Raw genomic sequence first — 13,073 nt, forward strand, 5'->3', positions numbered from 1 at the left:
CCCAGCGTGTCCACGGTCGGCCCCGCCCGCCGATGAGCCGCCGGGCCTCGCGGCCCGCCGGTCCGGTGACGCCGGAGACGGACCAGCTGGTGGGCACGTGGACGCGGGCCGACGACGTGTCGTCAGCCGCGCCTCCCGGATCAGCGGTTCCGCAACCTGACACGGACGACCCGTCGGGAGGCCCGGTGCGGCGCCGCAGGCGCGTCACCACCCAGCCGGTGGCGGGCTACGCCCCGGCGCCGCCGCCGGAACCGGCGCGACACCGCGACGGTGAGAACGACGACCAGCTCCGGCGCGACGTCCCGCCGCACTGGTAACCGGTACCCTGGCCCGTGATGACTGACACCGCGCGGCAGCGCCCCGACTGGCAGACCTGGCCGAACCTGATCACGCTGTTCCGCCTCGTGCTGATCCCGGTGTTCATCGGCCTCGTCGTCGCCGGCCACCCGGGGTGGGCGCTCGTCGCCCTCGTCGTGATCGGCGTGAGCGACTGGGCGGACGGCTTCATCGCCCGGAAGTTCGACCAGGGCTCGAAGCTCGGCAAGGCGATCGACCCCGTCGCCGACCGTCTGGCGATCATCGCGATCGTGCTGTCCCTGGTGCTCGTCGGCCTGCTGCCCTGGTGGGTGGTGGCCGTCGTTGTGCTCGTCGACCTGGTGCTCGTCGTCCTGTCGAGCGTGCTGTTCCACGGCAACCCGGACCTCGACGTCACGTGGACGGGCAAGATCCGCTCGGCACTGCTGTTCGTCGGGCTGCCGGTGCTGCTGTTCTCCGCGGTGCACACCGTCGACGAGAACGCGCCGTGGGTCCGGGTCGTGGCCCTGGTCTTCGTCTACCTCGGCACCGCGGGGCACGTCCTCGCCGGCGCCCAGTACGCCGTCGCGATGTTCGCGAAGCGCCGGGCTGTCTCCGCCGCCTGACCCCCGCCCAGCGCAAAACACCGGTGTTCACGCTGCGCACCGCGGTTTGCGGGTGTGCAGAGCGGGAACACCGGTGTCTTGCGGGTCCGAGCGCGGTCGTGCGCCGGGGCTAGAGCTTCGTCGAGCCGCCGATGCCGGGCCCCTCGGGAGCGTTCGACGGGGCGATGTGCGCCCCCGTGCTCGCGGCGCCACCGTTCTGCGGGCGGAGCAGGTCGCGGATCTCGAGCAGCACTTCGACGTCGGTCGGGGGCACGTCCTGCGGGGTCTGCTCCTCGTCGTTCTTGACGCGCTCGAACGCCACCTTCTTCAGGTGGTTCACGGGTACGACGAGCGCGAAGTACACGACAGCGGCGACGATGACGAAGTTGATGACCGCGCCGATGATCGCGCCGAAGTAGAGCGTTGCGCCTTCGCCGGAGACCGTGGGGATCTTGACCTTCAAGGCTTGGTCGAGGCTTGAGGCGTTGAACACCGCACCGATGAGCGGGTTGATCAGGGCGCTGACGATCGTGCTGACGATCGCGGTGAACGCCGCACCGATGACGACTGCCACGGCCAGGTCGATGACGTTGCCGCGGAGCAGGAACTCCTTGAAGCCCTTCATGCGAGGGTCTCCTTCCGGGTCGAGGACGGCCGCCGAGTGGCGACGCGCCCAATGTATCCGGAGAGCGCAGACCGCGTCAGGACGCGGCGGACTTCGAGCTGCTCGGCTTCGACTCGGGCTTCTTCGCCGGCTCGGACTTCTTCGGCTCCGACTTCGCAGGGGCGCTCGACGACCCCTCGGCCTTCGGCGCCGGGCGGGAGTCGGTGCGGTAGAAGCCACCGCCGTTGAAGGTCACGCCGACGGGGGAGAACACCTTGCGCAGGACGCCGCCGCAGACCGGGCACTCCGTCAGGGTGGCGTCGGAGAACGACTGCTTGATGTCGAACGCGTTGTCGCACTCGGTGCAGCGGTACGAGTAGGTGGGCACATCAGCTCCGGAACGTGATGATGCGTGACGGCGTGATGATGCCGTCGACGGGTTCGTCGTGGGGTTCGCGCGGGACCTCGTCGAGGTACTCCGCGTCGAAGATCACAGCATAGACGGGCGGGCGGTTCGCCATGGACCCGAGGGTCTTGTCGTAGTAGCCGCGCCCCCAGCCCATGCGGACCCCGTCGTGCCCCACCGCCGCCGCGGGGGCGAGGATGGCGTCGACGTCATTGATCGCGAGCGGGGACAGGACCTCACCGACGACCTCGGGCAGGCCGAGCAGGCTCTCGGTCTCGCTCTCACCGTCGCCCACGGCCCAGTCGAGCAGGCCGTCCTCGCGGGTGACGGGCAGCAGCACGCGGATGCCCTGCTCGAAGGCCCAGTTCAGGAACGGCCGGACGTTCGGCTCGTCCGGCGCGGACAGGTACAGGGCGATGGACGTCACCTGGCGCTCCTCGACGAAGCGCTGCAGGGTCGCGGTCAGGGTCTCGGTGTCCGCGTCGCGTTCGGTCGTGGTCCGGGTGCGCCGCCGCTGCCGGAGTTCGGCTCGCAGGGCGCGCTTCTCGTTCCCGAGATCGGCGATCATGCCGAGGAGTCTACCGAGGGGTGTCGTTGCGGCTTCCCGCCGGGAACGCGCGCACTCCCGTGTCCCCCGGAGCGACGACATGCCCTCGAAAGGGGGATCGGATACGGTCTGACCATGGGCTTCCAGATTTCGAAGGCGGTGATCCCGGCCGCAGGGCTGGGTACCCGCTTCCTCCCCGCGACCAAGGCGATGCCGAAGGAGATGCTCCCCGTCGTCGACAAGCCGGCCATCCAGTACGTGGTGGAAGAGGCTGTCGGTGCCGGGCTGACCGACGTGCTGATGATCACCGGGCGCAACAAGAACGCGCTCGAGAACCACTTCGACCACGTGTCGGAGCTCGAGGAGACCCTCCGCAAGAAGGGCGACCACGAGAAGCTGCAGAAGGTGAACCAGTCGACGGACCTCGCCGACATGCACTACGTGCGCCAGGGTGACCCGCTCGGCCTCGGCCACGCGGTGCTCCGCGCGAAGATGCACGTCGGCCGCGAGCCGTTCGCCGTGCTCCTCGGTGACGACATCATCGACGCCCGTGACCCGCTGCTCCAGCGCATGATCGAGGTCCAGGGCGAGAAGAACGCCACCATCGTGGCCCTGCTCGAGGTCCCCGAGTCGCAGACGCACCTGTACGGCATCGCCACGGTCGAGCCGACCGAGACCGACGACGTGGTGAAGATCACCGGCCTCGTCGAGAAGCCCCCGCAGGGCGAAGCGCCCTCGAACCTGGCCATCATCGGCCGCTACGTCATCCGTCCCGAGGTCTTCGACGTCCTCGAGAAGCAGGAGCCGGGCAAGGGCGGCGAGATCCAGCTCACCGACGCGCTCATGAAGATGGCGAGCGCGGAAGAGTGGACCGGCGGCGTGTACGGCGTCGTGTTCCGTGGACGCCGGTACGACACCGGTGACAAACTCGACTACATCAAGGCGATCGTGCAGCTCGCCTCGGACCGCGATGACCTCGGCCCCGACCTCAAGTCGTGGCTGAAGGAGTTCAACGCGGGCGAATAGTCGGCCATCCCGCTCGGGTCCGGTGATCACGGACCCGAGCGGGACACCCCGTCCCGCACCGGGGCGGGACCCCGGAGGAACCCAGCGATGACGACGATCCCGACCCTGTCCCACGGGCGGGTCACCATCCGCCCCCTCCGGCTCCGCGACACCCGCGACCTCGACGCGGCACTCGCGACGAACCGCTCGTGGCTCCGCACCTGGGAAGCCACGAACCCCTCCGGACACGTCTCCACCGACGTCCGTGGCAGCATCCGCGCGCTCCAGGCCAACGCCCGCGCGGGACTCGGTCTGCCGTTCGCGATGGAGCTCGACGGCCGCTTCGTCGGGCAGCTCAACGTCTCCGGCATCTCGTACGGCTCGCTCGCGAGCGCCTCGATCGGCTACTGGGTCGTCGAGGACGCCGCCGGCCACAACGTGACGCCGATCTCCGTCGCCCTCGCCGTCGACCACTGCTTCCGGTCGCTCGGCGTGCACCGGATCGAGATCTGCATCCGGCCGGAGAACGCCCCGAGCCTGCGGGTCGTCGAGAAGCTCGGCTTCCGGTACGAGGGGCTCCGTCGCCGGTACATCCACATCAACGGGGACTGGCGCGACCACTTCTGCTTCGCACTGGTGGCCGAAGAAGTCCGCGGTGGCGTCCTCGAGCGCTGGGTCCAGGGGCAGGTGCCCCCGGGCGTGGGGACCGTGCCGCTCGCCGCTCGCGACGAGGCCGCGATGCCGCTGGACACGACGCCGCGCATCTGACGCGCTGCACCTGACGGGCCCGGAGGCGCGGCGCACCTCCCACGGATTCCGCCCCGACACGCGCAACACGCGTCCGGCAATGACGGGGCCGGGGAACCGCCGCCCCTACCGTGTTCGCATGGCAGGAATCGGCTCGTGGGGTGGCGGCATCGTCCTGCTCGTCGCGGCCGTCCTCTGGCTCGTCTACCTGATGCCGTCGTGGGCCGCCCGTCGTCAGTACCTGGCCACCGAGCGGAACGCCATCCGGCTGCAGCAGACCCTCCGGATCCTCGCGCAGACCGCCGAGCTGCCGGACGAGGTCCGCATCGAGATGAACGCGAAGTCCCTGGCCCAGGCGCAGCGCGTCGCCCGGTCCGAAGAGGCCAAGCGCACCGCCATCGTCCGGGCCCACGAGGCCGCGCGGCAGCGTGAGATTACCCGCCGCCTCGCCGAGCAGGCCCCGGTGCTCGAGCGGGCATCCGCCGTGCCGGCCCTGACCGCGATGCGGATGCGCCGTTCCCGGCTCGGAGCGACCCTGTTCGGCACGCTCGGCATCGTCATCGCCCTCGTGGTCTTCATCGCATCGCCGTCGCTCTGGCTCGTCGGTGTCGCCGGCCTCGTCGCCGCCGGTGGGTCCGCAGCGGTCCTGGCCCAGCTGCACCAGGTGGCGACGGCGCGGAAGCAGCGTCTCGCGGCCGCCGAGACGGGCGCGACCCGCGCCTCCCGGCAGTCCACCGCGTGGACCGACCCGGCGCCGCCCCTGTCGACGGAACAGCCCGCTGTGCCCACGCAGGACCGCTCGTGGACCCCGAACCACGTGCCGAAGCCCCTCTACGTGGAGCGACCGGCCGCGCCGGCCGCGTCGCCCGAGTCGTCGGCCGAGCTCGCCGCCCGGTTGAAGGAGCGCGTCGCCGCGGCCAAGGCGGAAGCCGAGGCCGAAGCTGCGGCGATCCGTGCGGGCGAGTCCGACCCGTCGCTCGCCACCGTGTCCCGGATGCGTCCCGAGCTCGAAGAGGCGGCGGCGTCGCTGTCCGCGCACGACCAGGGGCGTCTCGCCGAGCGGCTCGGGCTCCGGGCCCCGGCCGCGTCCGCCGGCCTTGACCCCGGCGCTCCTGCTCCAGCCGCTCCTGCTCCCACCGACGAGCCTGCCGGGCCGCCGAGCAAGTGGGCCGGCATGGGCGTCCTCGACGACGATGCGTACCAGCAGGCCGACCTCGACGCGATCATGCGACGGCGCCGCGCGGTCTGACCCGCGGCACGCCCGACGGGCCACGCGCGATTTCGGCTGGGCCGAACGAGGGTGCTAGTGTGGTCGAGCACTTGGGGCTATGGCGCAGTTGGTAGCGCGTCTCGTTCGCAATGAGAAGGTCAGGGGTTCGAATCCCCTTAGCTCCACCACGTGGCAACCACGAGAACGGCCCGGAACCGACAGGTTCCGGGCCGTTCTGTCGTTGCTGCGCGCGTGCGGCGAGACCTTCCTCCACAGGCCGAGCAACGGGGATCGTTCGACACAGTTCACGCACCGGGGTGGTGTGTTGTCCAACGCATCGCCCTAGACTCCCGGTGCGCCGCACGGGCGTCGCCGGCCCACCGGGCCCGACCAGGGGGAGAGCATGTTCCGTATCAGTCGTCTCGTCGCGACCATCGCGACCACGGTGGTGGTGGCCGCCGGCATCGCGGTCGCCGGACCGTCCTCGGGTGCGTCCGCGGCGGTCACACCGCTGGGTGTCGACATCTCCTGGCCGCAGTGTGGCAGCCAGGTGCCGACCGACCAGGCGTTCGGCATCGTCGGGGTCAACGAGTCCCTCGGCAACACCACGAACCCGTGCCTCGCCGAACAGCTCGACTGGGCATCGAAGTCCGTCGGCGGTTCGGCCCAGCCGAAGACCCAGCTGTACGCGCTGTTCGCCAACCCGGGGCTCCAGGCCTCGGTCTGGCCGACGTCGAACAGCTACCAGGGCACGGTGCCCACCAACCCGTTCGGCACGTGCGTGACCAAGAGCGGCAAGAAGCAGCTCACCCTGGCCTGCTCGTTCATGTACGGCTACGCCCGCGGGTACGACGACGTCCAGAGCCGTGGGGTCCCGACCCCGTCCGCCTACCGCTGGTGGATCGACGTCGAGACGGGTCTGTCGTACCAGCGCGACACCGCGCAGAACCGTGCGGCGATGCAGGGCATGATCGTCGGGCTCAAGACCGCCGGCGTGAAGCGGATCGGCCTGTACTCGACCGGGTCACAGTGGAAGACCATCGCCGGCACCGTCAAGGCGAACAGCCCGCTGTACGGCCGCTCGAACTGGATCGCGCTCGGCAAGAGCACGGTGACGAAGGCGCGGAAGGCCTGCTCCGGCACGCCGCTTCCCGGCGGCACCATCGCCATGGTCCAGGTCGAGGTGCCCTACGGCTCCGGCACCATCGACCGCAACGTCTCCTGCACCTGATCGACCTGACCTGACCTGACCTGACCTGACCGACGGACGGGAGGCCCGGTGCCAGCTGGCACCGGGCCTCCCGTCCGTCCGAGGGTCGCGTCAGACCCGTCGCCACCGCCCGATCGTCAGCCCGCGATGCTCTCGGTCAGCACGCCGGACTGCGCGAAGGTGGTGTGGATCGCGTTCGCGGCCTGCTCGAAGGCGCGGTTGCCGCGCGAGACGCCGAGCGCGCCGCCCTTGATCGCGGACTTGCCGGATCCGCGCAGCAGTCGGGCGACGGTGCGGCCGTCCGGGGCGATCATGATCTGCACGTCCAGGCGGGTGTGGAACGTGCGGTCGTTCGCCATGCCGCCGATGAGCAGCGTCAGGCCGAGGCTGCCGCGGGTCGCGCGGAGCGCACCCTGTTCGGCGTCGTCGACGGTGTAGCCCTCGTGGGCGAGCGCGTCGCGCACCTGGGCACGGGCGGTCTCGGGGTCGGTGGCGACGAAGAAGTCGTGGCTCTCGGGCATGTGTGTGTTCCTTCCGAACGGGTCCGCTGGGACACGGAGGACGCTCGTCCCCGGAGATGATCATGCCGTGTCGGAACGACGGAGGTGTCGCTTACGCTGGTCGTGTCATGACTGCCTCGATGAACCGCCGCGCACTCCTGTCCCTCGCCGGCGTCGCCGGGATCGGTTTCGCCGTTGCGGCGTGCTCCTCCGGCAGCGACAAGGGCGGCGACGGCGGCAGCGGCCGGGGCAGCTCCGGCGGCGGGGGCGGGACGACGTCCACCCCCGCGACGAAGCCCGTCGCGAAGGCCCTCGCCCCGGCGCAGGTCCCGCTCGCCGGTGGCGTCACGGTCACCGTCACGGGGACCGGGCTCGCCGCGGTCAAGGGCGTCACCGTCGGTGGTGTCGCTGCGCGCGACGTCGAGGCGACCGCGTCGAAGGTGACCTTCACGGCCCCGCACCAGGCGATGTACACCGCCGGTGACGCCGACGTCGCGCTCTTCACGTCGGCGATCGAGCCGAGCCCGTCCGCCAACCAGTCCTCGGACGGCAACGGCAGCGCCGCGAACGACGGGCAGAGCGGCGCCACCCAGGACACCGCGACCACCACGCCCACACCGACCGCCGCCCCCACACCGGACGTGGGCAGCGCCGTCGCGACGACCACCCTCGCGTACGCCGCACTGACCGACGTCGACCGGCAGCTCGCCTACGCGATGCGGTACTGGAAGGACTACAACCTCGCCGAGTACGGCACCATGAACCCGATCGGCGGCGACTGCGCGAACTACGTCAACCAGACGCTCATCGCCCGCGGCTGGAAGCAGCGGTCCGACTGGTACAACCGCGCGGCCGGCGCCGAGCACAGTGCGACGTGGACCTACTGCCCCACCATGGACCCGTGGCTCGAGACCAACGCGGCCGAGTTCGGGCTCACCCGGCGCTCGTCGGACGAGCGCGACAAGGTGCAGGTCGGCGACATCGTGTTCTTCGACTGGAACGCGAACGGTTCACCGGACCACACCACCATCGTGTCCGAGGTCTTCACCGAGTCCGACGGCACCATCCGCATCAAGTCGGCGAGCCACAACCAGGACGGCCCGTACCGCGACCTCGACGAGATGATCACGGTGCAGCACCCCGGTGGGACGGCCTGGTTCCACACGTTCGACGCGTAGCGCTGTCGCGGCCCGCAAGACACCGGTGTTCGCGTGTCGCACCGCGGTCTGCGCGTGTTCAACCGGCGAACACCGGTGTCTTGCAGAGCCGACGGACAGCGCCGCTCAGGGGTACCCGAGGAACCAGAGCAGCACGATCGCGATCGACTGCAGGCCCACCCCGACGACGAGCCACGTCACCGCCCGCCGCCGCGTCCCCACGAACACGTCCGACCCGAGCAGCGGCGCCATCGGCATGAGCAACCGCGGCAACGACTGCTGCGGCAGGAACACGGCCACCAGGTACAGCCCGTACGAGGCCGTGAACGCGAGCACGTCGGTGCCCAGGGCCCGGGTGCTCCTGCGCGAGAAGAACCACACGGCGCCGGCGAGCACCACCACGACGAGCCCGATGCCGAGCGGCCCGAGCCACGTCGACGCCATGATGAACCACGGTGTCAGCGGCGCGAAGTGCTGCCGGCCGACGAACCCCACCCACCACGACAACTCGGTGTCCAGGTAGGCGTCCGGCCGCCCCGTCACGGCGGTCGCGATGACGGGCCACGCCAGGCCCGCAGCCGCGACGACCAGGCCGGTCACCACGATCGCGATCCGATCGCGCCACGGGAACACCTCGGCTGCTCGCCCGGACCGGCGCGCTCCGACCCACCGCACCACCATGTGCACGGCCAGCGCCAGCGCCAGTGCCAGGACCCCGGGCTTCGTGAACGCGGCCACGACACCGAGCGGTGCGATCAGCCAGTACCGTCGCCGCACCAGGGCCAGCAGTGCGCCGAACAGCAGCACGAGCAGCAGGCTCTCGGCGTAGGCGACCTGCAGCAGGAAGCCCGTCGGCGCGAACGCGAACAGCGCGGTCGCCCAGCGGGCACGGTGTGCGCTGCCGACGGCGAGCACCAGCCGGTACAGCAGCACGCACGCGCCGGCTCCGGCGATCGAGGCGACGACGACTCCGGAGACCCAGAACGAGGCGCCGGTCAGCGTCATCAGGATCCGCACGACCGTGGGGAACACGGGCAGGAACGCCCACGCGTTCGGCAGGACGTGCCCGGCGTCGTCGACGGGCAGCGTCGCCGGGTACCCGTGCTCGGCGATGGTCCGGTAGAACGAGGCGTCCCACGACCCCGAGAACGTGAAGAACGACGGGTCGCGTCGGTACGAGGCGAACGGCCAGCCGTTCGCGGTCGCCAGCAGGTACACGGTCGCCAGCAGCACGGTGCTCACCACCCGGGAGCCCATCCAGAGCAGCAGCGGCGCGGTCCACGCGCTGTGCCGTCCGGTCAGCAGGTTGCGGAACCCCCGCCTGGAGGCCCGGCTCGCTTCCGCCACGTTCGTCACCCGCCCGATCCTCCCAGACCGTGGGCCGCGCCCCGCATCGCGGGTCGCCGCCCGCCCGGCGCGAGGCGACCCGTGTGCGTCGTGAGCAGCGGTGGTCGGGTCCGTCTGCCGGAGGTGACCACCGCTGCTCACGGGGTGCGGGTCTCCCGGCTAGCGCCCCGTGACCGCGCGACGGATCTGCTCGATCGGGACCTTCGGGGAACGGTCTGCGTTGAGCAGGCCGTTCGTCTCCTGCATGGTGTCGGTGAGCTGCGTCCAGCAGGACCCGGCGAGGAACGAGCTCGCACGGACCGCGTCGTACAGCGCGGTGATGCGGGCGACCCAGTCGTCGCCGTCCGTGGCCGACGTGTACCCCCAGCCGTCCTCGCGCTGGACGCCCGGCTGGTAGTTCACGCCGCCGAACTCGGTGAGCATGACCGGCTGGCCGAGGTCCTCGGCGCCCCCGACCAGGATGCGGCGGTCCGCCGGGCCGATCCCACCGAGCAGCCGGGTCCGTGCGGTCTCGTCCGCGTAGGTCGCTGCGAGCCGGGGTCCGTCACCCTCGTAGTCGTGGATCGTGACGATGTCGGAGTTCGTGTGCTCCCACCCGTCGTTCGAGATCACCGGACGCGTCGGGTCGAGTGCCCGCGTGACGTCGGCGAGGGCCCGTGCGTAGGCCTGCTGGGCCGGGTCGGTGGCGATGTGCTGCACACCCCAGCTCTCGTTGACGGGCACCCACGTGACGATCGACGGGTGCGAGGCGTCACGCTCGACGGCGTCCATCCACTCGCGCACCAGACGCTGCACGGCACGGGGGGAGAACGCGTAGGCGCCGGGGGCCTCGCCCCACACCATGAGTCCGAGTCGGTCGGCCCAGTACAGGAACCGCGGGTCCTCGATCTTCTGGTGGTTGCGGGCTGCGTTGAAGCCGAGCTCCTTGATGAGTTCGACCTCGCGGCGGAGTGCCCGGCGGGACGGGGCGGCGATGTGCGACTCGGGCCAGTAGCCCTGGTTCAGGACGCTGCGGACCTCGTGGCGTCGGCCGTTGAGCAGGAACGCGCCGCCGTCGACCCCGACCGTCCGGATCCCGAAGTAGCTGGCGACCGCGTCGATCGGCGTCGCGCCGGTACGCGGCAGCAGCGAGACCGTCGCGTCGACCAGGCGTGGGGCGTCCGGGGTCCAGTGCAGCTCGTCCTCGGCCTGCCCGTTCGTCTGCCGCGCGATCGGGACGACCACGTCGAACTCGTCCCCGGTCTCGCCGACGGTGGTCTCGATCGTGGCGAGGTGCTCGTCGCGTTCGTCCCAGCGGGCCTCGACGCGCAGGCGCTCGCCGCCGGTGCGGTGCCCGTCGAGCCGGACCGTCAGGCGCATGGTCGCGTGGTCGACGTTCGTCCAGCGCAGGGACGCGATCGAGACGGTCGGCACGGCCTCGAGCCAGACCGTCTGCCAGATCCCGGTGGTGCGGCGGTACCAGATCGCGTGCGGGTCCTCGTGCCAGTCCTGCTTGCCGCGCGGCTGGGTCAGGTCGTGCGGGTCGTCCTCGGCGCGGACCACCAGGGTGTGCACGGCGTCGGGGTCCGTGACCAGCGCCTCGGTCACGTCGAAGGAGAACGGCGTGTGGCCGCCCTCGTGCTCGCCGATGAACTGCCCGTCGACCCAGACGCGGGCACGGTGGTCGACGGCACCGAAGTGCAGCACGAGTCGAGGCGCGCCGGTGCCGAACCCGGCGGCGTCGAGCTCCGAGCGGGTGATCGCACGGGAGTACCAGACCACGGGGTGGAATCCGGGCTCGTCGATGCCCGAGGCCGGGGACTCGGGCGGGAACGGGACGACGATGTCCCGGGCGTCGGTGAAGCCGGTGCGCCAGGCGTCGTCGTCGCCGTCGTTCCGGAACGACCACGTGCCGTCGAGGTCGGCCCAGGCGGTGCGGAGCATCTGCGGCCGGGGGTACGTGCCGTCCTGCCGCGAAGCGAGGGGGAGGCCGGGGGCGGAAGCGGAGTCAGGTGCGGCCACGGTGCCGTCGAGCGTGCTCATACCTCCATGTTCCCGGTTCGGTACATCGTTGTAAAGGGCATGCCGCCCGCCGTCGCGCCGAGGACTCGGCACCTCGCCAGCCCCCGGCGCGTAGGTTCCGCTGCATGAGCGACGGAGCACCCAGCGCCCCCGACACCACCGCCCCCGACACCCGCACGCCGAGCGACCACGACCTCGAGTCCTGGATCGCCGACCGTCGCTGGTACGCCTCGAAGGGGTCCGTGCCGCGTCTCCACACCATCTCGACCGACGACGGGACCCGCCTGGTGCTCGACGAGGCCCCCGCGGTCCCCGTGCTCTACCAGGCACCGATCACGAGCGGTCCCGACGGCACGGTCGTCGACGCCACCACCGACCTCGCGTGGGTGTCGGCGCTCGCCGCACGCATCGACGCGGCGCCGGAGTGCCTCAGCCCGATCGGCCGGGTCACCGCGGCCCGCGTCCTGACGGGCGAGCAGTCCAACACCTCGGTCATCTGCGACACGGAGTCCGGCGATCGCGTCATCATCAAGGTCTTCCGCGTGCTGCACCACGGCGACAACCCCGACGTGACCACGCAGCTCGCCCTCACCGCGGCGGGCAGTACCCGCGTGCCCCGGGTCTACGGGGCCCTCCGCGCCGAGTGGCCCGACGTCGGCCGCCCGGACGGCGCCGCGACCGGCCACCTCGCCTTCGCCCAGGAGTTCCTGCCCGGGCTCGACGACGCCTGGCGCGTCGCCCTGCGGGAAGCCCAGGCCGGCACGCCGTTCGGGGACCGAGCCGAGCAGCTCGGCACCGCGCTCGCCGACGTGCACCGCACCCTGGCCGGAGCGCTGCCGACCGAGCCGGCCGACGGGTCACGACGCGCCACCGCAGTCGCCACGATGCACACCCGACTCGACACCGCCGCCCGCGAGGCCCCCGCCGTCGCCGAACACGCCGACGCGATCCGTGCGGTCTACGCCCGGGCGGCCGACGCGATCTGGCCGGACCTGCAGCGCATCCACGGCGACCTGCACCTCGGGCAGGTCCTGGCGGCTCCGGATCCCCGCGGGTGGGTCTTCCTCGACTTCGAGGGCGAACCGCTCCGCCCCCTCGACGAACGGTCGCTGCCGGACGTCACCCTGCGCGACGTCGCGGGCATGCTCCGCTCGTTCGACTACGTCGCCGGTGCCCTGGCGCACGACGCCGAGCCGGTCGACGCGTCAGCCTGGGCAGCCGAGGCGCGAGCGCGCTTCCTCGACGGCTACCAGCGCGGCACCGGCGCGGACCTCGCCAGCCACAGTGCGCTGCTCGACGCCTTCGAGCTCGACAAGGCGGTCTACGAGGTCGTCTACGAGACCCGCAACCGACCCGACTGGGTCGGCATCCCGCTGGCGGCCGTCGCGCGCCTGGTCGGCGACAGCGGGTCCTGACCGCGGCCCATGAACGCCACAGGAG

At 71.4% G+C, this 13,073-nt stretch carries 13 protein-coding genes and 1 tRNA gene; 8 read left to right on the forward strand and 6 right to left on the reverse strand.

Annotated elements, in window-relative coordinates:
• Nucleotides 1-335 precede the first annotated feature (335 nt).
• Complete coding sequence (locus ITJ50_RS05685) at nucleotides 336-920, forward strand: CDP-alcohol phosphatidyltransferase family protein (RefSeq protein ID WP_042540049.1); 585 nt, start codon at nucleotides 336-338, stop codon at nucleotides 918-920.
• Nucleotides 921-1,029: 109 nt separating this feature from the next.
• Here the strand turns inward: ITJ50_RS05685 and mscL are convergent, their stop codons facing one another.
• The 3 genes from mscL to ITJ50_RS05700 all read right to left on the reverse strand — a co-directional run bounded on the left by mscL (nucleotide 1,030) and on the right by ITJ50_RS05700 (nucleotide 2,477).
• Nucleotides 1,030-1,524 (reverse strand): large conductance mechanosensitive channel protein MscL, encoded by a 495-nt coding sequence (gene mscL / locus ITJ50_RS05690; protein ID WP_042540047.1) that lies wholly within the window; start codon nucleotides 1,522-1,524, stop codon nucleotides 1,030-1,032.
• Between the two features lie 76 nt (nucleotides 1,525-1,600).
• Nucleotides 1,601-1,891, reverse strand: coding sequence for an FmdB family zinc ribbon protein (locus tag ITJ50_RS05695; protein ID WP_071250341.1), 291 nt, complete (start codon nucleotides 1,889-1,891; stop codon nucleotides 1,601-1,603).
• A gap of 1 nt (nucleotide 1,892) precedes the next feature.
• Nucleotides 1,893-2,477, reverse strand: coding sequence for a 5-formyltetrahydrofolate cyclo-ligase (locus tag ITJ50_RS05700; protein WP_017887988.1), 585 nt, complete (start codon nucleotides 2,475-2,477; stop codon nucleotides 1,893-1,895).
• Between the two features lie 114 nt (nucleotides 2,478-2,591).
• Between ITJ50_RS05700 and galU the strand changes: the two genes are divergently transcribed.
• The 5 genes from galU to ITJ50_RS05725 all read left to right on the forward strand — a co-directional run bounded on the left by galU (nucleotide 2,592) and on the right by ITJ50_RS05725 (nucleotide 6,649).
• On the forward strand, nucleotides 2,592-3,482 hold the full coding sequence (galU, locus tag ITJ50_RS05705; protein ID WP_017887987.1) for a UTP--glucose-1-phosphate uridylyltransferase GalU: 891 nt from the start codon (nucleotides 2,592-2,594) through the stop codon (nucleotides 3,480-3,482).
• Between the two features lie 87 nt (nucleotides 3,483-3,569).
• Complete coding sequence (locus ITJ50_RS05710; protein WP_017887986.1) at nucleotides 3,570-4,229, forward strand: GNAT family N-acetyltransferase; 660 nt, start codon at nucleotides 3,570-3,572, stop codon at nucleotides 4,227-4,229.
• Nucleotides 4,230-4,347: 118 nt separating this feature from the next.
• Nucleotides 4,348-5,457, forward strand: coding sequence for a hypothetical protein (locus ITJ50_RS05715; protein ID WP_071250342.1), 1,110 nt, complete (start codon nucleotides 4,348-4,350; stop codon nucleotides 5,455-5,457).
• 73 nt (nucleotides 5,458-5,530) lie between these two features.
• Nucleotides 5,531-5,606, forward strand: a tRNA-Ala gene (locus ITJ50_RS05720).
• Nucleotides 5,607-5,821: 215 nt separating this feature from the next.
• Nucleotides 5,822-6,649 carry a hypothetical protein gene (locus tag ITJ50_RS05725; RefSeq protein ID WP_056071707.1) on the forward strand — a complete coding sequence of 276 codons (828 nt, stop codon included), beginning with the start codon at nucleotides 5,822-5,824 and terminating at the stop codon, nucleotides 6,647-6,649.
• A gap of 116 nt (nucleotides 6,650-6,765) precedes the next feature.
• On the opposite strand, the gene ITJ50_RS05730 is transcribed toward ITJ50_RS05725, so the two are convergent.
• On the reverse strand, nucleotides 6,766-7,149 hold the full coding sequence (locus ITJ50_RS05730) for a hypothetical protein (protein WP_017887983.1): 384 nt from the start codon (nucleotides 7,147-7,149) through the stop codon (nucleotides 6,766-6,768).
• Nucleotides 7,150-7,256: 107 nt separating this feature from the next.
• Between ITJ50_RS05730 and ITJ50_RS05735 the strand changes: the two genes are divergently transcribed.
• Nucleotides 7,257-8,306 (forward strand): amidase domain-containing protein, encoded by a 1,050-nt coding sequence (locus tag ITJ50_RS05735; protein WP_194590069.1) that lies wholly within the window; start codon nucleotides 7,257-7,259, stop codon nucleotides 8,304-8,306.
• A gap of 105 nt (nucleotides 8,307-8,411) precedes the next feature.
• Here ITJ50_RS05735 and ITJ50_RS05740 read toward each other — a convergent pair whose 3' ends face one another.
• Both ITJ50_RS05740 and ITJ50_RS05745 read right to left on the reverse strand, forming a co-directional pair.
• Entirely contained in the window at nucleotides 8,412-9,641 is a 1,230-nt protein-coding gene (locus ITJ50_RS05740; RefSeq protein ID WP_194590070.1) for a hypothetical protein, read from the reverse strand.
• 150 nt (nucleotides 9,642-9,791) lie between these two features.
• Entirely contained in the window at nucleotides 9,792-11,654 is a 1,863-nt protein-coding gene (locus tag ITJ50_RS05745) for a glycoside hydrolase family 2 protein (RefSeq protein WP_083389190.1), read from the reverse strand.
• Between the two features lie 104 nt (nucleotides 11,655-11,758).
• Between ITJ50_RS05745 and ITJ50_RS05750 the strand changes: the two genes are divergently transcribed.
• Nucleotides 11,759-13,048, forward strand: a complete 1,290-nt coding sequence (locus ITJ50_RS05750) for a phosphotransferase (protein ID WP_194590071.1) — start codon at nucleotides 11,759-11,761, stop codon at nucleotides 13,046-13,048.
• The last annotated feature ends 25 nt before the right edge of the window (nucleotides 13,049-13,073 follow it).

The organism is Curtobacterium sp. VKM Ac-2889 (assembly GCF_015350855.1).
Lineage (GTDB): Bacteria > Actinomycetota > Actinomycetes > Actinomycetales > Microbacteriaceae > Curtobacterium > Curtobacterium poinsettiae.